Source organism: Allokutzneria multivorans (genome assembly GCF_039537405.1).
GTDB classification, from domain to species: Bacteria; Actinomycetota; Actinomycetes; order Mycobacteriales; family Pseudonocardiaceae; genus Allokutzneria; species Allokutzneria multivorans.
Genome location: NZ_BAABAL010000006.1, coordinates 104,840 through 128,616, shown reverse-complemented (window position 1 = coordinate 128,616; position 23,777 = coordinate 104,840). Strand labels below are relative to the sequence as shown.

The window sequence follows — 23,777 nt, the reverse complement described above, 5'->3', positions numbered from 1 at the left end:
GCCAACCGCCCCGAACCCGGTGCTTGGTGCGGGTTTGCGCTGGTTGAAGACTGCTGGGGCAGGGGTTTGCGGGTCTTGAAGACCGGCGCACCGGGCGACCTGCGGGGCGAGGGCCTAGGCAAATCGGGTGAAGCGGCGCTTCCGCGAGGTTTGGTGGGGCACCGGGCGGGATATGTGACCGGTAGACCCCCGCACGGGTTGAGACACACAGTCGCCGGGTGTGCGGTCGGGGGCACACCCGGCGACTGTGGATCTCCGGAGCGAAGCGGGTCGCGGTGAGGGGCGAGAGCACGACAAAAAGGCGAGCGCTCGATGAGCGATCGCCTCCTGGTCGTACGGGGTCTACCTGACGAACACGCCGCGCTCGTTGAGCCACGGCAGCGGGTTGATCTTGCGCCCGCCCGAGTTCCAGACCTCGAAGTGCAGGTGCGGGCCGGTGGAGAAGCCACGGTTGCCCATGGTGGCGATCTGCTCGCCCGCCTTCACCTTCTTGCCCTCCTTCACCAGGATGCGGTCCACGTGCCCGTACACGGTCGTGGTGCCGTCGTGGTGCAGGACCTTGACCCAGAGGCCGAAGCCGCTCGCCGGGCCCGCCGCGACGATCGTGCCGTCGGCCACCGTGTAGATCGGGGTGCCGATGCGGTTGGCGATGTCCAGGCCGTAGTGGGTCGCGCCCCAGCGGGCGCCGTAGCCGGAGGTGAAGGTGCCGGAGGCGGGCTTCACGAACTTGACCCGGTTGCGCTCGGCTTCCTGCTCGGCGCGCTTGGCCAGTTCCGCCCTCAGCTGCTGGCTCTTGGCCAGCTTCTCGACCTCGAGTGACGGGTCGGAGATCTGCGAGGACAGCGGAACGACGTCGGGGGAGGGCGCGGTACCGCCCATGCCGAGCGCCGCGACGGCGCTGCGACCGGATGCCAGTGGAGCCACTTCGTCTGACGCGGAAGCAGAGTTCCCGCCCGGCGCGAGGGTCTGACCGGCGCCGGCGGCGACGAACGCGCCTGCCGCGACGGCCGCTACGACGACCCTTCCGCGAAGTGCCGACGGCGGCGGCGGGAGCCGGTGAGCTCCCTTGGGCCGTGAACCCGTCTGCGACAACGCGTCTGCGAGTGCCGGGGAGGATTGACTGCCGCCGGGGGTGCGGTGTTGCGCCAAGGCCTGCCCTTCCGTCTTCGGGGAGTCCGGGCGGACATTCCGGGCGGGGGATCCCGGCGAGTCGATGGGAACCGACTCAGCGTCCTGGCTTGTGACCGGACCGTGACAACGGACGGCGGCGACAGTAGCCAAGGGGTACCCCTACGGGCAAATCCCTGATCGGGTCATCTGCCGTTCGGCCGCTCATGCGGACGAGTGTGACCCGCTGCGATAACGGAGCGTATCTTCGGCTGTGTGACCCAGATCACAAGCAACGTGCGAACGGGTCGCGCGTCTGTACTCCAACTGCGTGAGAGTGCTCAGCACCGCGTGCACGCTGCGACGGGCGATGGGCAGGGAAAGGTGTCCCACGTCACGGAGCCGGTACTCCTCGACGTCCAGGTCCGGGTGTCGTAAACGGGCGTTGACCTGCGGGATCACCACCTCGTCCAGCTCGCTCCAGACCACCACGAACCGGGTACCGCAGCCGGGCGCGGGTTCCGCCAGCTCGGTCATCAGTTCCGAGCCGGGCCTCAGCTCCCGGACGAGCCTGGTCGGCAGCAGGTAGGCGGACAGCGTCCCGGTGTGCGGGGTGCCGAGCGTGATGAGCGTGCGGACCCGCTCGTCGCCGCCCTGGCGCTGCACGTAGTACCTGGCGATGATCCCGCCGAGCGAGTGGCCGACCACGTGCACCGAGTCGGAGCCGGTTTCCTCGCACACGCGCTCGATGTGCGCGCCGAGCTCGGCGGCGGCGGTCCTGATGTCGCCGGTGACCGCGGTCAGGATGCTGTAGTTCACGGCGTGCACGACGCCGAAGCCGCGCCTGCGCAGCGCGCCGGACAGAACGGTGAAGATCGAGCGGTTGTCGCCGATGCCGTGCACCAGGACGACGGGGGTGCCCGCGCCCTCCAGGTTGGAGACGACGAGGCCGCGCTGCGACGGAGCCAGGTCGTCGGTCCGGTAGCGCTCGTAGTGGCCGCCGGGGCGCAGCTTCTCGGCGAGGGCTCCCCAGGGGTAGAGGACGGCGTGCGCGGCGAGCCAGGTCGCCTCGACGGCGGCACCGCGCAGGCCGCCGAGACTGGCCATGCCGCGCAGCACCACGCCGACGCCCTCGCCGACCGCCTTCGCGGTCTCCGCGACGGCCGCGGCTCGGCGTGCGTGGCCGAGGAGGTGTTCCCCCAGCTCGTGCACGTCGGACCTCGCGATCTTCCCCATGGAGTGACGGTAGGTGATCTGCGCCACTCGCGCGTCGGTACATCGGTTTCTTTTTGCGGATACCCCTTCACCGCGAAAAAGATGCGTCGTACTGCTCTTGGCACCGCACTTCGCTAGCGTTGTCGCGGTGACCGCGCGGCCATCCACCTCACCTTCTTCTCCGGCGGATCGCAGTCCTTCGCGGGCTCCCGGTCCCGACGCGGCCTCTCCGCCGCTGACCACGGCGATCGCTCTGTCGGTGCTCTCCGCCGTCGCGGCCGCCCTCGCCCCGGTGCTCGGCGTGACGGCACCCGCCGAACCCGCCGCCTTCACGTCCTGGCCGCTTCTGGGCCTGCTCGCGGCGCTGCCCGTGCTCGCGGCCCTCGTCGCTCGTGCTCGCGATCGCGTGGCGCTGGCCGCCGGGATCCTCATCCCCGCCGCGCTACTCGCCCCGGGCCGGGCCGCGATCGACCTCCAGTTCCTGGACGGGGCGAGCCTGGCCGCGCGCCCGGAGTTGCTGCTGCCGCACAGCCTGAACGTGCTGAGCGCGGGGCCGGGCCTGCTCGCGCTGCTGGTCAGCCACGTGGCCACGGTCGCGGCCGGTTTCTTCGCGGCCAAGTCCCTCGCCAGGGCCGGTGAGGTCGGCGAGCCCCGGCACGGGCTGTTCGCCTTCACGCTCTGCGTCGGCGTGCTGGTCTCGGTCGGCCTCGCGGCGGCGCCGTTCCGGTCGACCGATCCTTATCTCCTGCCCACCGCGGTGCTGGACTCCCCGCCGTGGGTGCTGGTCGGCGTGCTCCTGGTCGCGGTCGCCGTGCCGGTCGCCGCCGCGCTGGCCATCAGCTCGGCCGAGCCCGGGGCCGCGCGCGGCAAGCTGCTCGGCCTGGTGCTCGCCGTGCTCGGGCTGGTCGCGCCACCGATCGCCGCCGCCGTCTCCTCGGACCAGTTCTTCCTCACGTGGGGGCCGTTCGTCGCGCTGGCCGGAGCGCTCGTGCTCGCGGTGCTGGCGATCCCGGCCGGGCGCGGGCGAGGAGAGCCCGCCTCGGGAGCCGACGACGTGGAGCTGCCGGGCCAGGAGCGGTTGCAGATGGTCGCCGGAGCCCTCGCCGTGCTCTCCGGGCTGGCCGCGTTCGCGGGCGGGCTGCTCCCCACCATCGAAGTGCCGTCGGACCTGCCGAGCCTGGAGAACTACCCGGCGCGGATGCTGCTGCCCGCCGGAGGCGTCCTTCTAGTACTGGGTCTGACGATGGCCGTGCGCGGTCTCGCCGGCGCGCTGCGCCCCGTGCTCGCCGTCGCCTGGGCCGGAGTCGTGTTCGCCGCGGCCATCGCGCTGGACGTGGTCGTCGGCGCGGTCGGGGTCGCTGGTGTCGAGGTCGGCCCCGGCACCTGGGCGCTGATCGCGGCCGCGGCGTTGGCGCTGGGCGCCGGTGCGGCAGCCGCGCTGGCGGGCGGCGTCGAGCGGGACGAGGTCGACCTCAGTGAACCGATCCGCAACGACGCGCTCTTCGCCCCGGTCGGCCTCGCGGTGGCGCTGAGCGCGGCGGCGTTCGTCGTGCCCGTGCTCTCCGCGCCCGACTTCATCGCGCCCGGACTGCTCTCACCGCTGCGCATCTCCTCGTGGGGTGTGCTCGTCGCGATGCTGACGGCCGTCGCCGCGAGCGCGCTGTCCTTGTTCTGCCGACCGCGCCGCGCCGCCGGGCTGTTGTCCGGAGCCGCGGTCGTCGTGGGCCTGCGCGCCGCCGAGCTGCCGTTGACGGTGCAACGGGCAGAAGGCGCCGCGGCTGCCTCCGGAATGTGGTTCGCGCTGGGTGGATTCGCGGTGTTGCTCGTCGCCGCGGGAATCGCGCTGTCCCGAAAGGAAAAGGCCGCCGGATGACCCGAGTGGTGATCGCGGGCGGTGCCGCTGCCGACCCGCTCGCGCGGGCGCTGCGGGACGCGGGCTTCGAGGTCGTCCACATAGGAGAGTCGCGCGATCCCGCGCAGGTCGCCGCGGCCGTCGTGCAGGAGGACGCCGGCGCCGTCGGCTTCACGGACGTGTCAGCCGAATCCGTGGAAGAACTTCGCGAACTGCTTGTGGCACAGGGCGCTGAGGACGTCGTTCTCCTCCGCCCGGGCGCCGAACCCGGCGAGATTGTGGAATCGCTCACGGGCGTCGACCCCCGCCAGAGTGACGCCGCGCCGACTACTTGAACGATTCCCGGGCGTTGCCTTCGTCTCAGTGAGCACGCGATTCCTGGTAATTCACGTGCGCGGTGACCGACTTCACCGTATGCGGGCGCGATTGCTTAGTGGCTGGTCGATAGGGTCACCCGGTCCGACAGCGGTGTCGTTGGCGAGATCAGGAGACTCTGAGTGGACCTGTACGAGTACCAGGCGAAGGACCTCTTCGCCGCCCACGGGGTCCCGGTGTTGCCGGGCGCCGTGGCCACCACCCCGGATGAGGCCGCGGCGATCGCCGCCGACTACGGCGTGGCCGTCGTGGTCAAGGCCCAGGTGAAGACCGGCGGTCGCGGCAAGGCCGGCGGCGTGAAGCTGGCCGAGACCGCCGAGGAGACCAAGACCAAGGCGGAGGGCATCCTCGGCCTGGACATCAAGGGTCACATCGTGCACCGCGTGCTGGTGACCCCCGCGTCCGACATCGCGGAGGAGTACTACTTCTCCTTCCTGCTGGACCGTTCCAACAGGACGTTCCTCGCCATGGCCTCCGTCGAGGGCGGCATGGACATCGAGGAGGTGGCCGTCTCCAAGCCGGAGGCGCTCGCCAAGATCGCGATCGACCCGATCGCGGGCGTCGACCTGGCCAAGGCCAACGAGATCGTCGCCGCCGCGAAGTTCCCCGCCGAGGTCGCCGACCAGGTCGCCGACACCATCGTGAAGCTCTGGGAGACCTTCGTCTCCGAGGACGCCACCCTGGTCGAGGTCAACCCGCTCGTGCGCGACCCGCAGGGCAAGATCGTCGCGCTCGACGGCAAGGTCACCCTCGACGAGAACGCGGGCTTCCGGCACCCGGCGCACGCCGAGCTGGTCGACAAGGCCGCGGAGAACCCGCTGGAGGCCGCGGCCAAGGCCAAGGACCTCAACTACGTCAAGCTCGACGGCGAGGTCGGCATCATCGGCAACGGCGCGGGCCTGGTGATGTCCACCCTGGACGTCGTCGCCTACGCGGGCGAGAAGCACGGCGGCGTCAAGCCCGCCAACTTCCTCGACATCGGTGGCGGTGCCTCCGCCGAGGTGATGGCCAACGGCCTGGAGATCATCCTCTCCGACACCGACGTGCGCAGCGTCTTCGTCAACGTCTTCGGCGGCATCACCGCCTGCGACGCGGTCGCCAACGGCATCGTCAAGGCGCTGGAGATCCTCGGCGACGGCGCGACCAAGCCGCTGGTCGTCCGCCTGGACGGCAACAACGTGGTCGAGGGTCGCCGCATCCTCGCCGACGCGAACCACCCGCTCGTCACCGTGGTGGACACCATGGACAACGCGGCCGACCGCGCCGCCGAACTCGCTGCAGCGGGGAAGTGACACGACAAGATGGCTATCTTCCTCACTGAGCACAGCAAGGTCATCGTCCAGGGCATGACCGGTGCCGAGGGCACCAAGCACACCAAGCGGATGCTGGCCTCCGGCACGAACATCGTCGGTGGCGTGAACCCGCGCAAGGCCGGCGAGAAGGTCGACTTCGACGGCACCGTCGTCCCGGTCTTCGGCTCGGTCGCCGAGGCCATGGAGGCCACCGGCGCCGACGTCACCGTGATCTTCGTTCCGCCGAAGTTCGCCAAGGACGCCGCGGTCGAGGCGATCGACGCGGGCATCCCGCTCGCCGTCGTCATCACCGAGGGCATCCCGGTGCACGACACCGCCTACTTCTGGGCGCACGCGGGCGCGAAGGGCAACAAGACCCGGATCATCGGGCCGAACTGCCCCGGCGTGATCAGCCCCGGCAAGGCCAACGCGGGCATCATCCCGGCCGACATCTCCGGCGCTGGCCGGATCGGCCTGGTGTCCAAGTCCGGCACGCTGACCTACCAGATGATGCACGAGCTGCGGGAGTTCGGTTTCTCCACCGCGGTCGGCATCGGCGGTGACCCGATCATCGGCACCACGCACATCGACTGCCTCCAGGCGTTCCAGGACGACCCGGAGACCGACGCCATCGTGATGATCGGTGAGATCGGCGGCGACGCCGAGGAGCGCGCCGCGGCCTACATCGCCGAGCACATCACCAAGCCGGTCGTCGGCTACGTCGCGGGCTTCACCGCCCCCGAGGGCAAGACGATGGGGCACGCGGGCGCGATCGTGTCGGGTTCCTCCGGCACCGCCGCCGCGAAGCAGGAGGCCCTCGAGGCCGCCGGGGTCAAGGTCGGCAAGACGCCGTCGGCGACCGCGGACCTGATGCGCGAGATCATGAAGTCCCTCGCCTGATCACCGCTCGTCGGACACGAGGCCGGGTGACCCGCGACGGGTCACCCGGCCTCTGTCGTCACGCAGCGGTGGTGGTTGACTCGAACGGGTTCGACACACCGGGGGAAGCCGTGGGTGTCGGATGTCGTCCTGACGGTGGAATCGGCTAGCGTTCCGCTGCCACAACCCTCAAGCGTCCACAGTGGCCGCCTCGTTCGAGGAGGAGACCCAGCATGTCCGTGCCCTACGGCGCGCCCCAGCCCCATCCCCAGCAGCCCGGGATGCCCGGCCAGCCGGGAAAGCCCCTGGACCTCGCCTTCATCCTCTCGCTGGTCGCCGCGGGACTCGCACTCGTGTCGTTCTTCTGCGGCTTCGCCACCGACGCCCGTTCCTCGGTCGGCATCTCGCCGTACCTGCTGGGTGGCGGTGTGCTCGCCGGACTCTCGGTGCTGCCCAAGGCTCCCAAGCTGCTCTGGGCCGCCGCGCCGCTGGCCGTCGTGCCCGCGCTGCAGATGCTGCAGGGCCTGATCGCCTCCTCGGCTGTCACCGGCCTGTACGTGGTGGTCTTCATCGCCAGCCTGCTCCAGGCGGGTGCGACGGTGGTGGCGCTGCTCGCCGACATCGAGATCATCAAGCTCCAGCCGAAGCCGCAGTACGGCCCGCCCGGTGGCTGGAACCCGGCCTCCGGCGGTTTCCCGCAGCCCTACGGCCAGCAGCCCGGCGGCTACCCGCAGCAGGGCTACCCCCAGCAGCCGCAGCAGACCCAGCAGTTCGGGCAGCCCGGAACCCCGCCCGGTGGATTCCAGCAGAGCTGATGCTGATCAAATAGAGCAAGACCTCTCGTCGGGGTGACATCGCGGTCGCGGTGTCACCCTGACGGCTTTTCCGAGCCTGGTCACGCGGCGTGTCTGAGCTGAACGGCGAGTTGCCGGTGCGAGTGTGCCCGCATGACCACGGCGCAACCTACTGACCAGGGGGTAGACGAGGTGGTCGTGCGGCCGCGGGCGGCTCCGAGGGGCCTGCGGGTTCGGTTACTCGTAGTAGCCGCGCTCGGTCCGTTGGTGCTCGGGTTCCTCGTCGCGGCGAGCGTGTCCGCCGTCGTGGTGGGCTCGGCCCCGCTCGCCGTCTTCTCCGTCCCCGAAGTGCTCGCGTCGGCCCGCTGGCTGTGGCTGGCCGCCCACCAGGTGCCGGTGACCCTGCGCGGCGCCCCGCTCGGCGTGCTGCCGCTGCTGCTCACCCTCATCGTGGCGTTGCTCGTGGCGCGCTCGGCCAGGGCCTCCGCGCGCCGGATGCGGTTGCGCGCCCCCGGCCCGACCCAGCAGCTGATCGGCACCATCGCCGCCGCGCACGGGGTCTTCGCCGCCGTGCTCGCCGCTGTGCAGCCGGAAGGCGCCGCCGTCGCGACGCCGACCACCGCTTTTGTAGGCGCCGCACTGGTTTCCGGTGTCGCCGCGACCATCGCGCTCGCCGAGACGTGCGGCCTCGCCGAGCTGATCAGCAGGCTGGACGCACCGCTCCGCCGCGGCCTCTACGTCGGCGTTCTGGGGCTCGGCGCACTCCTCGCGGTGGGCGCCCTGCTGTTCTCCGTCGGGCTGCTGGTGGCCCTGCCCAAGGTCGCGGGCATGTTCCTGGACGCCGGCCAGGGAATCGCCGAGTTCTTCGGCATCGCGTTGCTGTGCCTGGCTTATCTGCCCAACATCGTGATCGCCGCCAGCTCCTTCGCGCTCGGATCCGGCTTCGCGGTGGGCAAAGCCGTGATCGCGCCGATCGGCATGGCGCTGGCCCCGGTGCCCTCGGTGCCGCTGCTCGCCGCACTGCCGCCGGTCACCAGCCGGTGGTGGCTCGCGGTCTTCGTGCTGCCGCTGCTGGTCGGCGTGCTCGTCGGCTGGTGCTGCCGGAAGTGCTCGCCGGAGCCGATCGAGCGGGTGAAGGCCGTCGCGGTCGCCGCCGTGCTGATCGGATTGGCGATGTTCGTGCTGGCCTTCCTCGCCGGGGGAAGGCTCGGTGGCGGGCCGTTCGACCCGGTGACCGTGCAGGCGGGCAAGGTCGTGCTGGCCGCCGCGGGGTGGGTCCTCGTGCCCGGAGCCCTTGTGGCGTGGGTGTTCGCGCCCAAGGCCGAGGAAGAGGAGGCCGACTCCGAGTCGGTGGGTGAGGAGGCCGTCCTCGGAGAAGAGGGTGCCGAGGCCGACTCCGAGTCCGACGAGGTCGAGGAACCCTCGGACACCGATGACACCGATGACACCGAAGACACCGACGAGGACGCTGAGGCACCGGAAGCGCTCGACGCACCCGAGGACGCCGAAGAGCCCGAAGAAGGCGAAGAGCCCGAGACGTCGGAACTGTCCGAAGTGGACGTTGACGACTTCGAGGACTTCGAGGACTACGAGGAGTACGACGACGCCGTCGAGGAGACCGAGGGCTACCGGTTCGAGCCGCTGCCCGAGGACGTCGAGGACGAGGAGGACCGGCTCGCGCGGGAGCTCGCCGAGGAGCTGGGCGAGGAGCTGACGATCGACGACGAGGACCCGCCCCCGCCGCCGAAGCGCTGACGCCGCCCGCCCTGCCCGACGTGCTCGACACGGCAGGAACTACGCTGGTCACGCCCCTGATCCGGCTTGCCAGGAGACGACGCTGAGCCCATCGCACCCGGATGTGACGCCGCTCGCACAGCGGCTGAGCGTGCCGGTCCCCGCCCGCATCGTTGCCCTCGTGTCCGGTTCGGGCACCCTGCTCCAGGCGCTGCTGGACGCGGTCGACGCCGGGGGCTACCCGGCCACCGTCGTCGCGGTCGGCGCGGACCGGAGCAAGCTCGAAGGGCTCGACCGCGCACGGCGCCACGGCGTCCCGACCTTCTCCGTCCGGCTGCGCGACCACGCCGACCGCGACGCGTGGGACCGCGCGCTCGCCGAGGAGATCGCCGCGCACGAGCCCGACCTGGTGGTCTCCGCCGGGTTCATGAAGATCCTCGGGCCCGCCGTGCTGGAGCGCTTCGGCGGTCGCGTGATCAACACGCATCCCGCGCTGCTGCCCGCTTTCCCCGGCGCGCACGCCGTCGCCGACGCCATCGCCTACGGCGTCAAGGTCACCGGCTGCACCGTGCACCTGGTCGACGCGGGCGTGGACACCGGGCCGATCCTCGCCCAGGAGGCGGTCGCCGTGCTGCCCGGCGAGACCGAGACAGACCTGCACGAGCGGATCAAGGAGGTCGAGCGGCGGATGCTGGTCGACGTCCTCGCCCGGCTCGCGCGAGAAGGCTGCACCACAACGGGACGAGAGGTGAACATTCCGTGACCGCGACAGATGGCCTGCGGCCGGTCCGCAGGGCGCTGCTGGGCGTGTCCGACAAGGCCGGGCTGGTCGAACTGGCCGCCGGGCTGCACGAGGCCGGGGTGGAGCTGGTCTCCACCGGCGGGACCGCGAAGGCCATCGCCGCAGCGGGCATCCCCGTCACCCCGGTCGAACGGGTCACCGGGTTCCCCGAGTGCCTCGACGGCCGGGTCAAGACGCTGCACCCCGGGGTGCACGCGGGCCTGCTCGCCGACGTCCGCCGCCCCGAGCACGTCGAGCAGCTGGAGCGGATGGAGATCGCCGCCTTCGACCTGCTCGTGGTGAACCTGTACCCGTTCCGGGAGACGGTCGCCTCCGGCGCGTCCGAGGACGAGTGCGTCGAGCAGATCGACATCGGCGGCCCGGCCATGGTCCGCGCCTCCGCCAAGAACCACGCCAACGTCGCGGTCGTCGTCGACCCGGCGCGTTACGAGTGGGCGCTGGAGCGCGTGCGCGGCGGCGGGTTCAGCCTCGCCGACCGCCAGGGCCTCGCCGCCGACGCCTTCCGGCACACCGCGAGCTACGACGTCGCCGTGGCCTCGTGGATGGGCAGCACCATCGCCGCCGACGAGTCCGGCTTCCCGAGCTGGGCCGGTGCGACGTGGGAGCGCTCGTCGGTGCTGCGCTACGGCGAGAACCCGCACCAGCGCGCCGCGCTCTACGTCACTCCCGGCGCCGCGGGTCTGGCCACCGCGAAGCAGTTGCACGGCAAGGAGATGTCGTACAACAACTACGTGGACGCCGACGCCGCGTGGCGCGCCGCGCACGACCACTCCGACGCTTGCGTCGCGATCATCAAGCACGCCAACCCCTGTGGCATTGCGGTGTCCACTGTAGACGGTGACGTGATCGCGGACGCGCACCGCAAGGCGCACGCCTGCGACCCGGTCAGCGCGTTCGGCGGCGTGATCGCGGCCAATCGCGAGGTGACCGTGGAGATGGCCGAGCAGGTCGCGGAGATCTTCACCGAGGTGATCGTCGCCCCCGGCTATGCCGATGGCGCCGTGGACGTGTTGACCCGCAAGAAGAACGTCCGCATCCTCGTCGCCGAGGCTCCGGTGCGCGGCGGGCTGGAGATGCGCGCGGTCTCCGGCGGTCTGCTGCTCCAGGCCGCTGACGCGATCGACGCCGAGGGCGACTCCGCCTCGAAGTGGACGCTCGCCTGCGGAGAACCGGTCGACGACGCGACCATGGCCGACCTCGTGTTCGCCTGGCGCGCGTGCCGGGCGGTCAAGTCCAACGCGATCCTGCTCGCCAGTGGCGGTGCCACGGTCGGGGCGGGCATGGGCCAGGTCAACCGCGTGGACGCGGCCCGGCTCGCCGTCTCCCGCGCCGGGGACCGCGCCAAGGGCTCCGTCGCGGCCTCCGACGCCTTCTTCCCGTTCCCCGACGGCCTCGAGGTGCTGACCGCCGCCGGGGTGCGCGCAGTGGTCCAGCCCGGCGGCTCCGTGCGGGACTCCGCGGTCATCGAGGCGGCCCAGGCGGCCGGGGTCACGATGTACCTGACGGGGACGCGTCACTTCGCGCACTGACCTGCGGTTTTGATGGGAAGGGCCCGGCGTTGTCGGGCCCTTCTCCTATGGTGTGGAAACCCTCGTCCGAGTGACTTGACGGGGGCAGCGCACCCCGGTTTACTAGTCCCATCATTCGAACACGTGTTCGAATGAACGCCAGGGCTGGTGCGGGATCAGCCGTGGTGGTCACCGGCTTCTTGTGGCGTGTGTGTTCGTTGGGTGCGGGCTCCTTCGCCGGGGAAGAGGAAGCGGGTGTTCGGTGTGGCACTCGCTCCGCGGGTTGCCGCTGGACGGGGTGGTCGTGGCCAACGGGGTGCCCACGACCTCCGGCGGCGGCTCGCGGGCGAGTGCGACCGAAGAGGTGTGGATTCGTTCGTCGCCGTGTCGCCGTCTGCCTGACCTGCGACCCGGTGGTGCGGTGGCGAACAGTCCGGTGCTGTCGATGTGACTGCTGTCGATCTGGAAGGCCGCCGATCGACGCTCCAGTGAGCGAGTACCACTGGAGGAGGCACCGATGCGGTTCATGGTGATGGTGAAGGCGGACGCCCGGTCCGAGGCCGGTCAGCCGCTGAGTGCGGAACTGCGGGTTGCGATGAGCAGGTACAACGAGGAGCTGGTCAGCGCTGGCGTGCTCCTCGCGGGTGAAGGGCTCAAGCCCAGCTCCTGCGGCGCGCGGGTGCTTTTCTCCGGCGCCCGGCGGACCGTGGTCGACGGCCCGTTCGCGCGGGCCCGGGACCTGCTCGCCGGGTTCTGGCTGATCGACGTGAAGTCCCTCGACGAGGCCATCGCGTGGGTGGAACGCATCCCCTGCGATCCAGGCTCCGAAGCCGAGGTCGAGGTCCGCCCCGTCACCGAGACCGCCTGCCTGTAGCCCTTGTCCCGCAAGGGGTTGGGCCGATTCCGCCCACTGCGCCGCCGAGGGTTTGCGTGTCTTCAAGACCCCCAAACCCCGCTTCTCGCACCCGATGACTTGCAGCGCAGCGGCGCCGCCGGGGGGGTGACGTGTCTTCAAGACCAGCAAACCCCTCTGTTGGCCATCGCTAACCGCCGCAAACCCCGCAGCCTCGCGGGGTTTGCTGTCGTTGAAGACGGCTGGGGCGGAGGTTGGGTGGTCTTGAAGACCGGCGAACCTGAGGACGTGCAGGGACACCACCTTCTGCCCCCAGGGGTATCCGCTTCGTACGCCGAGCGGGGGTGGGGGACCGCTTTCTTGCCGCTGGGAGTACGAAACGGATTTGGGGGACGTGGGGAAGGTTGCGGGTGGTGGGGTGGGCTGCTGTGATTGCGCGTCGTGGCGGGTACTGGGGTGGTGGCGGGCGGGGCGGCTGACGGGGCTGCCGAGAACAGGGTTGCTGGGGAGCGGGCTGCTGGGGAGCGGGCGCGTCGGGCCGTTGAGGCGGTGTGGCGGATCGAGTCCGCGCGGTTGATCGCGGGGCTCGCGCGGTTCATCCGGGACGTGGGGCTCGCGGAGGAGCTGGCGCAGGACGCGTTGGTCGCGGCGATGGAGCAGTGGCCGGAGTCGGGGGTGCCGAACAACCCGGGCGCCTGGCTGATGTCGGTCGCGAAGCGGCGCGCGATCGATCTGGTGCGGCGCAAGGAGAACTTCGCGCGCAAGCTGGAGGAGATCGGCCACCGCCTGGAGACCGAGGGCGAGGGGGTGGACCTGGAGTACGACCCCGCGCTGGACGGGGAGATCGGGGACGACCTGCTCCGCCTGGTGTTCACGGCCTGCCACCCGGTGCTCTCGACCGAGGCGAGGGTCGCGATGACGCTGCGCCTGCTGGGCGGGCTGACCACGGACGAGATCGCGCGGGCCTTCCTGGTGGCGGAACCGACTGTGGCGCAACGGATCGTGCGCGCGAAGAAGAACCTGGAGAAGGCGAAGGTCCCGTTCGAGGTGCCGCAGGGGGAGGACCGCGCGCAGCGGTTGTCCTCGGTGCTCGAAGTGATCTACCTGATCTTCAACGAGGGCTACTCGGCGACGGCGGGGGACGACTGGCTGCGGCCGGAGCTGTGCGCGGAGGCGTTGCGGCTGGGCCGCGTGCTGGTGGGGCTCGTGCCGAAGGAGCCGGAGGTGCACGGCCTGGTCGCGCTGATGGAGATCCAGGCCTCGCGGTCGCGGGCGCGCACGGACGCGGAAGGCAAGCCCATTCTGTTGCTGGAGCAGGATCGTGCCCGCTGGGACCAGCTGCTCATCCGACGCGGGCTCGCGGCACTGGACCAGGCGGAGAAGCTCGGCGGAGCGCGCGGGCCCTACGCGCTCCAAGCCGCGCTCGCCGCCTGTCACGCCCGCGCCCGCACGGCCGCAGAAACGGATTGGGCGCGCATCGCGAGCCTCTACGCCGTGTTGGTGGAGGTCACGCCCTCGCCGATCGTGGAACTCAACCGCGCGGTGGCGGTCTCGATGGCCTTCGGTCCCGCCGCCGGACTTGAGGTGGTGGACGGCCTGGTGGACGTGCCCGCGCTGAAGAACTACCACCTGCTGCCGAGCGTGCGCGGGGACTTCCTGTTCAAGCTCGGCCGGATGAGCGAGGCCAAGGCGGAGTTCGAGCGGGCGGCGGAGCTGACGCGCAACACCCGCGAGCGCGAGCTGCTGCTCGACCGCGCCCGCGAGTGCGCGTGATCATGGCTTTGTGTAGGTCATGAACGCCATGCCGCTCTCGAAGATCCGGTGCGCGGAGAGCTTGAAGCCGGTCGCGCGGAACTCGCCGCTGAACAACGGAACGCCGGAGCCCGCGACGATCGGGTAGATCTTCACCAGCAGCTCGTCGATCTCCTCGCGCAGCGCGCCCGCGAGCGCTCCGCCACCGCAGAGCCAGATCCCCTTGCCCTCCAAGGCTTTCAGTTCTCTGATCTTGGCGACCGGATCGCCGGGCACCACCTCGACGTCGGGGTGCTGCTGCGTGAGGCTGTTCGAGAACACGTACTGCCGCAGGTGTTCGTACGGGCTCGGCGCGCCCTCCTTGAGCACGACGTCGTAGGTGCCGCGCCCCATCACCACGGTGTCGAAGTGCCGGGGCTCGGGCACGGGCAGGCCGACCATGGCCGCCACGTGAGTGGGGACGGTCTCCGGGTACTCGGCGGTCATGATCGCGTTGTGATCGCCCTCCCACGGGAAGAAGTCCGCCGCCCCCTCCGGGCTCGCGATGAAACCGTCCACTGTGGACGCGATGTAGTAGCTCAGCTTGCGCATACCGCTCCTCCCATAACCACTGTGTCTGTAGTACTATAAGCAGAGTGGTCAGAAAACGGAACACCGAACGGCGAACCGCGCTGGTCGACGCGGCGATCGAGGTGCTGGCGGCGGAGGGGGCGCGCGGGCTGACCTTCCGCGCGGTCGACGAGGCGGCCGAGGTGCCGAAGGGCACCGCCTCCAACTACTTCACCAGCCGCGAGGACCTGTTCAACCAGGTCGGCGGACGCATCCACACGCGGCTCGGGCCGACCGCCTCCGCGCTGGCGGCGAACACCCTCGCGCCGCGCACGCGGGAGGCAGTGGTGTGGCTGATGACGGAGATGGTGCGGCGGATCATCGACGACCGCACGGGGTACCTGGCCCTGCAAGAGCTGCGGCTGGAGGCGACGCGGCGGCCGGAGCTGCGCGCCGCGCTGACCGCGACCGTGCGCGCGAACCTGGACGCGAACATCAAGCAGCACACGGGCTCCGGGCTGCCGGGCGACGCGGATTCGGTGGTGCTGCTGTACTTCTCGGTCACCGCGCTGGTCGTCGAGCACCTGACGCTGCCCGAGGTGCTCGACGGCGCCGGTGCCGAAGGGCTCGACGGACTCGTCCGGATGTTCGTGGAAAGGGCCATCCCCGCTGACTGATCACCTGTGGCAGGGTGCTGGACGTGGGCGAGGCGACCGATGATTCAGTTGATTCAGTGCCACCGGTGGTCGGTGAGGACTTCTCCGACGCCGTCTTTGCCAATGAAGTGTGGGAGGACTGCGCCTTCGAGCGATGTTCCTTCGTGGACGCGGACCTGCGCGGGCTGGTCACCAAGAACTGCACGTTCGTCGCGTGCGACTTCACCGGGGCGGACCTGTCCGAGTCCAAGCACCGGATCACCGCGTTCCGCCAGTGCACCTTCCGCCGCGCCGACCTCAGCGAGTCGGAGCTGCGCGGGTGCTCGCTGATGGGCTCCCAGTTCGGCGACTGCCGGCTCCGCCAGTGGCAGCTGCACGACACCGACCTGACGCTGGTCGGGCTCAGCGGCGCCGACCTCAAGGACTCCTCGCTGTCCGGGCTGCGGATGCGCGAGGCCAACCTCAACGAGAGCGACCTGCGCGGCGCGGACCTGACCAAGTGCGACCTCACCGGCGCGCGGATGCTGGACGCCAAGCTGGCGGACGCGGACCTGCGCGGGGCGAAGCTCGGCGCGGACATCCTGGTGCAGGCCGACCTGCGCGGCACCAAGGTGGACCTGGAGATCGCGGTCAGCTTCGCGGCGGCGCATGGTCTCGTGATCGAGTAGCTCCGGGCAATCCCTGAGGCGCGGAATGCCGTCGTTTGTACAGCACTCACCCCAAGAGGGTCGCCACCGGCGAGCGGCGCGGTGACACTGTCGGGGTGAGCAGCCCCTACAAAGACCTCGCCGGAACACCGCACCTGCGGGCTCTGCTCGGCTGGTCGATCGTCGGCAGGCTGCACATGGCGGGCATCTCCATCGCGATCACCTTCCTCGCCGTGGAGTGGACCGACTCCTACCTGATCGCGGGTCTCATCGTCGGCGCGGTCACCCTGGGCCAGGGCGTTTCCGGGCCGCTGCGCGGCAAGGCGGCCGACCGGGGATCGGCCCCGCGCCTGCTCCTGGTGAGCGGGACACTGCACACGACCGGACTGCTCGTGCTGGCTGGATTGCCCAGTGCCTGGTGGCCGATCGCGCCGGTCATCGGTCTCGTGACGGGGCTCTTCATGCCGCCGGTCGGCCAGATCGTGCGCGCTGTCTGCACGCGGGTGGTCGAGCGCGACAAGCACAACGCAGTGTTCGCGATCGAGGCCATCGTGCAGGAGATGGCGTTCCTGATCGGGCCGACGCTGATCGCGGTCGCCGTGGGCTTCAGCGGGGGCCGCGCGGGACTGTTGCTGAGCGCGGCAATGGTCGCGACCGGAGTGCTCGGGTTCGCGCTGACCGTGCACCGCTCCGGCCACGGCACGCCGACCGCGGAGTCGATCAAAGTCAGCCAGGAGGCGAAGACCTCGATCCTGCGCAACCGGGGCGTGGTGCCGCTGCTCACCGTCGCCACCGTGATGCTCGGCGCCTTCACGATCACCGACATCGCGATCATCAGCTGGGCGCGGGAGCGCGGCACACCGGAGCTGATCGCCGTGATGGTCACGGTGTGGGGGATCGGCTCGCTGATCGGCGGTCTCGCCGCCGGTGCGTTCAAGGGGGAGCCGAGCCTGGCCCGCCGCGCCGGGCTGTTCACCTCGGGCATGATCGCCGTCGCGCTCGTGCTGCCGCCGCTGCTGGACCCCTCGCCGTGGCTGCTCGCCGGGCTGCTGGTGGTCACCGGCCTGGCCATCGCGCCCGCCATCGCCACCGCGAACACCTGGCTCGGCGACCTGGTTCCGGAGGGCAGGCTGGCCGAGGCCTTCGGCTGGCAGGCGACCGCGACAACGGCGGCCGGAGCGCTGGCCTCGCCGCTGGCCGGGTACCTGCTCGACTCCTCCGGCCCTGCCGCGGCGGTCGCGGTGAGCGGCGCGCTGGCCGTTCTGGGCACCCTCCTGGCGATCCGTGCCGGCCGTGTACGGAACGTTGCGCTTTCGGAACAGACTCGTCGCGTGGGGGTCGGCAACGATGCCTAGGTGCAGAAAACCGCTGTAGCACCGCGTATTCGCGGACTGGCCCGAGGGCTCGGAGTGCTCGCCGCACTGGGCACCGGCACCTTGCTCGCGGTCCAGTCCCGGATCAACGGCGAACTCGCCGACCGGATGGGCGACGGCCTCACGGCCGCCCTGATCTCCTTCAGCACCGGGCTCCTGGTGCTGCTCTTCCTCGTGCTCGCGCTGCCCGTCGGCAGGCGCGGCGTGCGCCGGGTGCGCGAGGCGCTCAGCGGCGGACAGCTGTCGTGGTGGCACTGCACCGGCGGCGTCTGCGGCGCGGTCTTCGTGCTCAGCCAGGGCTTGACGATCACCTCGCTCGGCGTCGCGGTGTTCACCGTCGCCGTGGTGACCGGCCAGGCGGCGAGCAGCCTCGCGGTCGACCGCGCCGGTTTCGGATCGGACGGGCCGAGACCGTTGAGCCGCAACAGGATCGCGGGCGCCGTGCTCGCCGTCGCGGCGGTGATGATCGCGGTGTCCGACCGGTTCGAGCAGCCGTCGCTGCTGTGGCTGGCCGCGCTGCCGCTGCTGGCCGGGATCGGCATGGGCTGGCAGCAGGCCGCCAACGGGATCGTGCGCGCGCGGGCGGGCTCGGCGCTGCCCACCGCGATGATCAACTTCTTGGTCGGGACGCTGGCGCTGACCGCCGTGCTGGCGGTGCGGCTGCTCGCGGGCGGCACCGAGGTCACCTTTCCGGGCGAACCCTGGCTCTACGTCGGCGGTCTGCTCGGCACGGTGGCCATCGGAGCGGCCGCCGCACTGGTCTCCACGACCGGCGTTCTGCTGTTCGGACTCGGCCAGGTGGCGGGCCAGCTCATCGGCGCACTGCTGCTCGACCTCGTGGTTCCCGCCGCGGGCGACCACCTGAGCACCGCGACGGTCCTCGGCACGTTGCTCACCGTCGCCGCCGTCGGCATCGCGGCGCTGCCCAGCAGGGCCACTCGCTGATCTGCCACGATGGAGTTCGTGAGTGCGACGATCCTTGACGGCAAAGCCACAAGAGACGCGATCTTCGACGATCTGCGGACCCGGGTAACCGCACTGCGCGAGCGGGGTGTCACGCCGGGCCTCGGCACCGTGCTGGTCGGCGATGACCCCGGATCGCACGCCTACGTGCGCGGCAAGCACAACGACTGCGCGAAGGTCGGGGTCACCTCGATCCGCAGGGACCTGCCTGCCGACTCCACGCAGGCCGAGGTGGAGGCGGTGCTCGACGAGCTCAACGCCGACCCCGCCTGCACGGGCTACATCCTCCAGCTGCCGGTGCCCAAGCACCTCGACTCCGGCGCGCTGCTGGAGCGGATCGACCCCGCCAAGGACGCCGACGGCCTGCACCCGGTGAGCCTCGGCCGCCTCGTGCTCGGCGAGCCCGGTGCGCTGCCGTGCACCCCGCGCGGGATCGTGGAGCTGTTGCGCCGCTACGACGTGCCGATCGCGGGCGCGCACGTGGTGGTCGTCGGCCGCGGCGTGACCGTGGGCCGACCGCTCGGGCTGCTGCTGACGCGCCGCTCGGAGAACGCCACCGTGACGTTGTGCCACACCGGTACCAAGGACCTGGCCGCTGAGGTGCGCCGGGCCGACATCGTGGTCGCGGCCGCGGGCAGCCCCGCGCTGATCACCCCGGAGATGGTGAAGCCGGGAGCGGCCGTGCTCGACGTGGGAATCACCCGCACCGACGCGGGCCTGGTCGGCGATGTGCACCCGGGCGTCAGGGAGGTCGCGGGGCACGTGGCTCCGATGCCGGGTGGCGTCGGGCCGATGACCAGGGCCATCCTGGTCAGCAACGTCGTCGAGGCAGCAGAGCGGGCGGCGCGATGAACGCGGAGCAGCACTTGCTTGACGACCACGAGCCGGATCTTCCGCCGGAGCCGCCCCCGTCGCAGCGGTGGCAGGTGCACCTGCCCTACACGGTGGTGGTGGGCGTGGTGCTGATCGGCTTCGTGCTGATCATGCTCTACCGCTGGCGGATGGGGTCCGGCGCGATCGCGGGGGCGCTGCTGCTGGCCGCGACCTTCCGCGCGGTGCTGCCGCCGGAGCGCTGCGGCCTGCTGGTCATCCGCACCAGGCTGACCGACATCCTCACCTACGGCGGGCTCGGCCTGCTGATCACCTACGTGGCGCTGACGATCACCTGAGGAACTCCAGCACGTCGCGGTGGAACTCCTTCTTGACGACCAGCCCGTGCCCGGCGTTCGGGTACATGACGAGCGTGCCGCCGGGCATCCTGGCGGCCGTCTCGGCGAACATCTCCGGCGTCCAGAAGTGGTCCCGCGCCCCGCAGACCACCAGCGTCGGCGTGGTGACCCCGGGCAGCCGGTCGCGCACGTCGAAGCCGTCCTCGGCGGTCAGCATCGCCATCATGTCCGAGGGGTCCTTCGGCTTCGGCATGACCAGGCCGAGCGCCCACAGCAGTCCGGTCAACACGACCTGCGGAACCCGGTGCCGCACCATGCCGGGCACCAGCAGGTGGTAGCCCGGTCTGCCCTCGGCGAGCCTCCTGCCCATCTCCAACTGCGCTGGCTTGATCACCGGCCCGAGGGTGTAGGCGGTGCTCGCGACGACGCCGCGCCGCACCACCTCGGGGTGGTCGACTATCAGCTGGAGCGCGATCGAGCCGCCGGTGGAGTGGCCGAGCACGTCGACCGGCTCACGGAAGTACTCGTGCAGCGCCTTCGCGTGGTCGGCGGCGATATCGCTCATCGTGCTGCCCATGGGCATGCCGGGCTTGCGGTTGACGAAGTAGACCTTCCGCCCCGCGCGCACGAACGGCCGGACCGTGCGCGCGCTGATCCTCCTTGCGAAGCCCGCCGGGTTCTCGTGCTTGGGGTTGAAGCCGGGGAGGTACACCAGCGGCCTGCCCTCACCCACGGTGAAGTACGGCAGACCGCCGGGGAGGACTCCCTCGTCAGACATAGATCGGCGACATCTCGGTGACCAGTGCGCGGACCGGCGCGGTGGTGAGGCCGTTGGCCACGAACTCGATCAGCTGGTCCAGCACGACGGGGTAGACGTCCTCGGCGAACTCGTCGCGGTGCAGCGGCAGCAGCAGGACCGCCTGCATCAGGCCGATCACCGCCTCCGGGCTGATGTCGATCAGCTTGCTGCTGCGCGCCGCGCGCCGGAAGAACTCGCCGAGCGGCAGGTTGACCTGCTCGCGGACCTCGGCGGCGCGCTCGGGGTCGATCCGCCTGCTGACCGCCTGGAGTTCCTCCGGGTGGGTGACCAGGCGGCGGTAGAGCGGGTTGTCGTCGAGCACCCGCAGCGTCGCGCGCAGGAAGTCCTTGATCGCGGTGCGCAGGTCGGGCGCCTTGGTCAGCACCTCGTCCAGCAGCTGCTTCTGCACCTGGGGCGCCTGCCGCAGCATCAGCTCCAGGTACAGCGCCTCCTTGGACTCGAAGAAGGCGTAGAAGCTGCTCTTGGCGATGTTCGCGGGCTTCACCAGGTCGTCGAGCGAGGTCTTGCGCAGGCCCTGGGTGGTGAAGAGGTTCTCGCCTGTTCGCAGCAGGATCTCGGTGATCCTGGTGCGGTCTGCGGCGCTGAACGGCGTGGGCATGCGATCTCCAATGAACCCATGAACAAACGAATTTCTTGTTCGCAGCGAAAGCTACGCCTGGTCGTGGCCTCGTGCAAGGGGCACCTCGGATGATTGAGGACGACACCCGTCTGGGCACCCGGTGAGCACACCGTCGCCTGTCGTCATCGAGGAGCCCCTGTGAGCGAACTGGACCTGGACATCGAACGCCGCATCTCCTGGCCGGTCCCAGAGCCCGAGTTGTCCGACGACATCCACCCCGCGCTCGCCGACGCCGTGCGGGCGGCCGCGACCGCCTACCGCGCGTCGAGGCACCGGTTCGGCAGGGACGATCTTGCCGTTGTGGTGGCCCAGGGCGCTGACGGCACGCCGACGATGCGCGTCGACGAACTCGTGGAGGGCGCGATCGCCGAGGCCGCCGCCCGGCACGGGGTCAACCTGCTCAGCGAGGAGATCGGCTTCCTCGACCACGGCTCGGCCACCACCCTCGTGCTCGACCCGATCGACGGCTCGGCCAACGCGGCGGCCGGGGTGCCGCTGTCCTGCGTCGCCGGAGTGGTCGCGGTGGACGGCGTCGCCACCGAGGCGGTCACCTGCTGGCTCGACACCGGGCGCGTGTGGTGGGCGAAGGCGGGGGAGCCGACGCCGTACCGGACCACTGGGCGGACGTCGGTGGACGGCTCGGAGTTGTGCATGCTGCGGCCGAAGCCGGGTGCTCGCGACGCGTGGATGCGGGTGGCTTCGCGCGCCGACCGGGTGCGGGTGCTGGGCACGACGGCGTTGGAGTGCGCGTTGGTGGCGGAGGGCTCGGTGGACGGCTTCGTCGACCCGGGCTCCGACACTCACCGGATCATGGACCTGGCCGCCGCGATGGTCACCGTGCCCGCCGCGGGCGGCGTGGTGCTCGACGCCTTCGGGCGCCCATTGGTGCTCGACCCCGATCTGTCCCGCCGCTGGTCCGGAGTTGCCGCCGCCACCCCCGCTCTGGCCGAGGAACTCCTCGCCCTCATCGCGGGCTGACCCTCGCCGGGGTCCAGGCGGTGTCCGGTAGGTGATTGAGCTGCGCGCGCGGTCCGATCGCGTTGTGGGTAGGGGTGTCTTGACGGCCACCCAGCTCGGCATCAACCGTCGCTAACCGCTCCGAACCCTGGCAGGCCAAGGGTTTGCTGTCGTTGGAGATTATGGGGGCAGGGGTTTGGTGGTCTTGAAGACCGCAGAACCCGGCGATCTGCCGGACGCGGGGCTGGCGCTCGCCTGGATGAGCCCTCGCCGGGATTATCGGAGCGCGGTGGGGAGCGGGGTGGCGAGGAGGGTTTCGATGGGGGCCGCCTTGGTGAGGCACTCCTGCCACTCCGCCGCGGGGTCGGAGTCCGCGGTGATACCGCCGCCCACTCCCAGGCGCACGGTGTCGCCGTGGAACTCCAGGGTCCGGATCACCACGTTGAGCTCCATGCCCGCGACCGGGGAGGCGAGTCCGATCGCGCCGCAGTACGCCTCGCGCGGGCTCGTCTCCAGTTCGGCGACGATCTCCAGTGCCCGCAGCTTCGGAGCACCGGTGACGGAGCCCGGCGGGAACGCGGCAACGAGCAGCTCGCCATCGTCCACTGTGGACGGCAACTGACCCTCCACAGTGGACACCAAATGCCACACTCCCGGTGCTGGGCGGACGGAGAGCAGTTCGGGCACCGTGACACTGCCCGTCGCGCACACCCTGCCGAGATCGTTGCGCACCAGGTCAACGATCATCACGTTCTCCGCGACGTCCTTTGTGGACTGTCGGAGCAGGCGCGCGTTCTCGTTGTGCTCCGGCAGCCTTCGGGGGAGCGTGCCCTTGATCGGACTCGACCGGACAATGTTTCCCCTGCGCGAGAGGAACAACTCCGGCGAGAACGAGGACAGCGCGCCCCAATCGCCCGCCAGGTACGCGGATCGGGTCGGCCTCAGCCTGCCGACCCCGGCCGCGTAGACCTCGGCGGGTTCACCGGTGAACGCGGCGGAGAACTCCGAGCACACGTTCGCCTGGAAGATCTCGCCCTCACCGATCGCCGCGACGCAGGCGCGCACGGCGTCCATGTGCAGCTCGGCGGACGGCCGCGCGAGGCGGTCGACCACCCACGGACGCACGGGCGGGTCCTCGCCGCGATCGACGAGCGCGATCAGCTCGGCCGCCAGCTGATCCGGTGCTGACTGCCCGTCGGGCACGAGCGCCTCGAACCACCACCGCCCACGCCGGTCCTGGCGCAGCACGTGATCCGCCCAGCCCCACACAACGTTCGGTAGCCTCCTCGGCCGCTCCCACACCCCTGGATCGGTCAACCCGTAGCCGAGGTAACCGAACCACCCGCCACCGATCGCGTCGGCCGGGGCCGAGGTCACCGCGACGGAGGGCTGCTGTCCGGGGATCGCGAACGCCTCGGCGTCGTCGACCGGCCGGGCCGACAGCGTCGGGGCGAGCACCGCACGCGAGCCGAACCAGTCTCCGACCAGCGCCGCCGGTGGGGCGATGCCGAGTGCCGACGCGCGCTCCGACAAGCGCCGGAACACCCGCTCCGGCGCGGTGTCGGAGACCAGAGGCCAGGCAACGACTCGCACGATCGCCCATCATGGGCCAGGAATCCCGCCGCTGGTAGGTCCTGCGCCGTTGTGTGAATTTCAGCGCGTGGGATCGGACCACGGCGCTGTTGCCGCGCACACCATGGAGATTAGGAAGCCGGGACCGCCGCGTCACTGAGGAAAACCAGCGAAACCCCGGTGGACGACCACAGCGAAATCCTGAAGAAAACCTCAGTGTGCTCGGCCTGCCGCACACCCACACTGGACGAGCCGACGCACAACGGCTGCGCCTGGATCACGCAGCCGC

At 70.7% G+C, this 23,777-nt stretch carries 24 protein-coding genes; 18 read left to right on the top strand and 6 right to left on the bottom strand.

Annotated features, from left to right (window positions below):
- Nucleotides 1–342: 342 nt before the first annotated feature.
- A complete protein-coding gene (locus ABD798_RS10290) occupies nt 343–924 on the bottom strand; it encodes a M23 family metallopeptidase (protein WP_344873180.1) in 582 nt (193 codons plus the stop codon).
- Nucleotides 925–1,332: 408 nt separating this feature from the next.
- Nucleotides 1,333–2,343 carry an esterase/lipase family protein gene (locus ABD798_RS10285; protein ID WP_344873178.1) on the bottom strand — a complete coding sequence of 337 codons (1,011 nt, stop codon included), beginning with the start codon at nt 2,341–2,343 and terminating at the stop codon, nt 1,333–1,335.
- A gap of 127 nt (nt 2,344–2,470) precedes the next feature.
- On the opposite strand from ABD798_RS10285, the gene ABD798_RS10280 reads away from it, so the two are divergent.
- From ABD798_RS10280 to ABD798_RS10230, 11 genes are all read left to right on the top strand, one after another.
- Nucleotides 2,471–4,195 carry a hypothetical protein gene (locus tag ABD798_RS10280; protein WP_344873176.1) on the top strand — a complete coding sequence of 575 codons (1,725 nt, stop codon included), beginning with the start codon at nt 2,471–2,473 and terminating at the stop codon, nt 4,193–4,195.
- Nucleotides 4,192–4,509 (top strand): cobalamin B12-binding domain-containing protein, encoded by a 318-nt coding sequence (locus ABD798_RS10275; RefSeq protein WP_344873174.1) that lies wholly within the window; start codon nt 4,192–4,194, stop codon nt 4,507–4,509. Before ABD798_RS10280 ends, ABD798_RS10275 begins: the two co-directional genes overlap by 4 nt.
- 162 nt (nt 4,510–4,671) lie before the next feature.
- A complete protein-coding gene (gene sucC, locus ABD798_RS10270; protein WP_344873172.1) occupies nt 4,672–5,841 on the top strand; it encodes an ADP-forming succinate--CoA ligase subunit beta in 1,170 nt (389 codons plus the stop codon).
- A gap of 9 nt (nt 5,842–5,850) precedes the next feature.
- Nucleotides 5,851–6,741 (top strand): succinate--CoA ligase subunit alpha, encoded by an 891-nt coding sequence (sucD, locus tag ABD798_RS10265; protein ID WP_344873169.1) that lies wholly within the window; start codon nt 5,851–5,853, stop codon nt 6,739–6,741.
- A gap of 212 nt (nt 6,742–6,953) precedes the next feature.
- Complete coding sequence (locus ABD798_RS10260) at nt 6,954–7,535, top strand: DUF5336 domain-containing protein (protein WP_344873167.1); 582 nt, start codon at nt 6,954–6,956, stop codon at nt 7,533–7,535.
- 177 nt (nt 7,536–7,712) lie between these two features.
- On the top strand, nt 7,713–9,269 hold the full coding sequence (locus ABD798_RS10255; RefSeq protein ID WP_344873165.1) for a cell division protein PerM: 1,557 nt from the start codon (nt 7,713–7,715) through the stop codon (nt 9,267–9,269).
- 124 nt (nt 9,270–9,393) lie between these two features.
- On the top strand, nt 9,394–10,011 hold the full coding sequence (gene purN / locus ABD798_RS10250) for a phosphoribosylglycinamide formyltransferase (RefSeq protein ID WP_344873970.1): 618 nt from the start codon (nt 9,394–9,396) through the stop codon (nt 10,009–10,011).
- Nucleotides 10,008–11,579 carry a bifunctional phosphoribosylaminoimidazolecarboxamide formyltransferase/IMP cyclohydrolase gene (gene purH, locus ABD798_RS10245; RefSeq protein ID WP_344873163.1) on the top strand — a complete coding sequence of 524 codons (1,572 nt, stop codon included), beginning with the start codon at nt 10,008–10,010 and terminating at the stop codon, nt 11,577–11,579. The genes purN and purH overlap by 4 nt, the downstream gene beginning before the upstream one ends.
- Nucleotides 11,580–11,820: 241 nt before the next feature.
- Nucleotides 11,821–12,009, top strand: coding sequence for a hypothetical protein (locus ABD798_RS10240; RefSeq protein WP_344873161.1), 189 nt, complete (start codon nt 11,821–11,823; stop codon nt 12,007–12,009).
- Nucleotides 12,010–12,075: 66 nt separating this feature from the next.
- Nucleotides 12,076–12,432: a YciI family protein gene (locus ABD798_RS10235; RefSeq protein WP_344873159.1), complete on the top strand. Its 357-nt coding sequence runs from the start codon at nt 12,076–12,078 to the stop codon at nt 12,430–12,432.
- A gap of 528 nt (nt 12,433–12,960) precedes the next feature.
- The gene (locus ABD798_RS10230; RefSeq protein WP_344873968.1) at nt 12,961–14,184 is read left to right on the top strand and encodes an RNA polymerase sigma factor; all 1,224 of its coding nucleotides are present in this window, start codon (nt 12,961–12,963) and stop codon (nt 14,182–14,184) included.
- Here ABD798_RS10230 and ABD798_RS10225 read toward each other — a convergent pair whose 3' ends face one another.
- On the bottom strand, nt 14,185–14,754 hold the full coding sequence (locus ABD798_RS10225; protein WP_344873157.1) for a dihydrofolate reductase family protein: 570 nt from the start codon (nt 14,752–14,754) through the stop codon (nt 14,185–14,187).
- Nucleotides 14,755–14,798: 44 nt separating this feature from the next.
- Between ABD798_RS10225 and ABD798_RS10220 the strand changes: the two genes are divergently transcribed.
- The 6 genes from ABD798_RS10220 to ABD798_RS10195 all read left to right on the top strand — a co-directional run bounded on the left by ABD798_RS10220 (nt 14,799) and on the right by ABD798_RS10195 (nt 19,520).
- Entirely contained in the window at nt 14,799–15,389 is a 591-nt protein-coding gene (locus ABD798_RS10220) for a TetR/AcrR family transcriptional regulator (protein WP_344873155.1), read from the top strand.
- A 56-nt stretch (nt 15,390–15,445) separates the two neighbouring features.
- Nucleotides 15,446–16,036, top strand: a complete 591-nt coding sequence (locus ABD798_RS10215; protein ID WP_344873153.1) for a pentapeptide repeat-containing protein — start codon at nt 15,446–15,448, stop codon at nt 16,034–16,036.
- A gap of 95 nt (nt 16,037–16,131) precedes the next feature.
- Complete coding sequence (locus ABD798_RS10210; protein WP_344873151.1) at nt 16,132–17,370, top strand: MFS transporter; 1,239 nt, start codon at nt 16,132–16,134, stop codon at nt 17,368–17,370.
- Nucleotides 17,371–18,333, top strand: a complete 963-nt coding sequence (locus tag ABD798_RS10205; protein WP_344873149.1) for a DMT family transporter — start codon at nt 17,371–17,373, stop codon at nt 18,331–18,333.
- A gap of 18 nt (nt 18,334–18,351) precedes the next feature.
- Nucleotides 18,352–19,203: a bifunctional methylenetetrahydrofolate dehydrogenase/methenyltetrahydrofolate cyclohydrolase gene (locus ABD798_RS10200; protein ID WP_344873147.1), complete on the top strand. Its 852-nt coding sequence runs from the start codon at nt 18,352–18,354 to the stop codon at nt 19,201–19,203.
- Nucleotides 19,204–19,217: 14 nt separating this feature from the next.
- Nucleotides 19,218–19,520 carry a DUF3017 domain-containing protein gene (locus ABD798_RS10195; RefSeq protein ID WP_344873145.1) on the top strand — a complete coding sequence of 101 codons (303 nt, stop codon included), beginning with the start codon at nt 19,218–19,220 and terminating at the stop codon, nt 19,518–19,520.
- Here the strand turns inward: ABD798_RS10195 and ABD798_RS10190 are convergent.
- Nucleotides 19,513–20,298 (bottom strand): alpha/beta fold hydrolase, encoded by a 786-nt coding sequence (locus ABD798_RS10190; RefSeq protein WP_344873143.1) that lies wholly within the window; start codon nt 20,296–20,298, stop codon nt 19,513–19,515. The genes ABD798_RS10195 and ABD798_RS10190 overlap by 8 nt on opposite strands.
- The gene (locus tag ABD798_RS10185) at nt 20,291–20,938 is read right to left on the bottom strand and encodes a TetR/AcrR family transcriptional regulator (protein WP_344873142.1); all 648 of its coding nucleotides are present in this window, start codon (nt 20,936–20,938) and stop codon (nt 20,291–20,293) included. The genes ABD798_RS10190 and ABD798_RS10185 overlap by 8 nt, the downstream gene beginning before the upstream one ends.
- 159 nt (nt 20,939–21,097) lie before the next feature.
- Between ABD798_RS10185 and ABD798_RS10180 the strand changes: the two genes are divergently transcribed.
- On the top strand, nt 21,098–21,937 hold the full coding sequence (locus ABD798_RS10180; protein ID WP_344873140.1) for an inositol monophosphatase family protein: 840 nt from the start codon (nt 21,098–21,100) through the stop codon (nt 21,935–21,937).
- 255 nt (nt 21,938–22,192) lie between these two features.
- Here the strand turns inward: ABD798_RS10180 and ABD798_RS10175 are convergent, their stop codons facing one another.
- Nucleotides 22,193–23,509 (bottom strand): aminodeoxychorismate synthase component I, encoded by a 1,317-nt coding sequence (locus tag ABD798_RS10175; protein ID WP_344873138.1) that lies wholly within the window; start codon nt 23,507–23,509, stop codon nt 22,193–22,195.
- Nucleotides 23,510–23,777 lie beyond the last annotated feature (268 nt).

Excerpts from the sequence above, each read along its gene's own strand:
- ABD798_RS10260 (WP_344873167.1), top strand. The coding sequence starts at position 6,954 with ATGTCCGTGCCCTACGGCGCGCCCCAGCCCCATCCCCAGCAGCCCGGG.
- sucD (WP_344873169.1), top strand. The coding sequence starts at position 5,851 with ATGGCTATCTTCCTCACTGAGCACAGCAAGGTCATCGTCCAGGGCATG.
- ABD798_RS10225 (WP_344873157.1), bottom strand. The coding sequence starts at position 14,754 with ATGCGCAAGCTGAGCTACTACATCGCGTCCACAGTGGACGGTTTCATC.
- ABD798_RS10285 (WP_344873178.1), bottom strand. The coding sequence starts at position 2,343 with ATGGGGAAGATCGCGAGGTCCGACGTGCACGAGCTGGGGGAACACCTC.
- ABD798_RS10275 (WP_344873174.1), top strand. The coding sequence starts at position 4,192 with ATGACCCGAGTGGTGATCGCGGGCGGTGCCGCTGCCGACCCGCTCGCG.
- ABD798_RS10185 (WP_344873142.1), bottom strand. The coding sequence starts at position 20,938 with ATGCCCACGCCGTTCAGCGCCGCAGACCGCACCAGGATCACCGAGATC.
- ABD798_RS10190 (WP_344873143.1), bottom strand. The coding sequence starts at position 20,298 with ATGTCTGACGAGGGAGTCCTCCCCGGCGGTCTGCCGTACTTCACCGTG.
- ABD798_RS10235 (WP_344873159.1), top strand. The coding sequence starts at position 12,076 with ATGCGGTTCATGGTGATGGTGAAGGCGGACGCCCGGTCCGAGGCCGGT.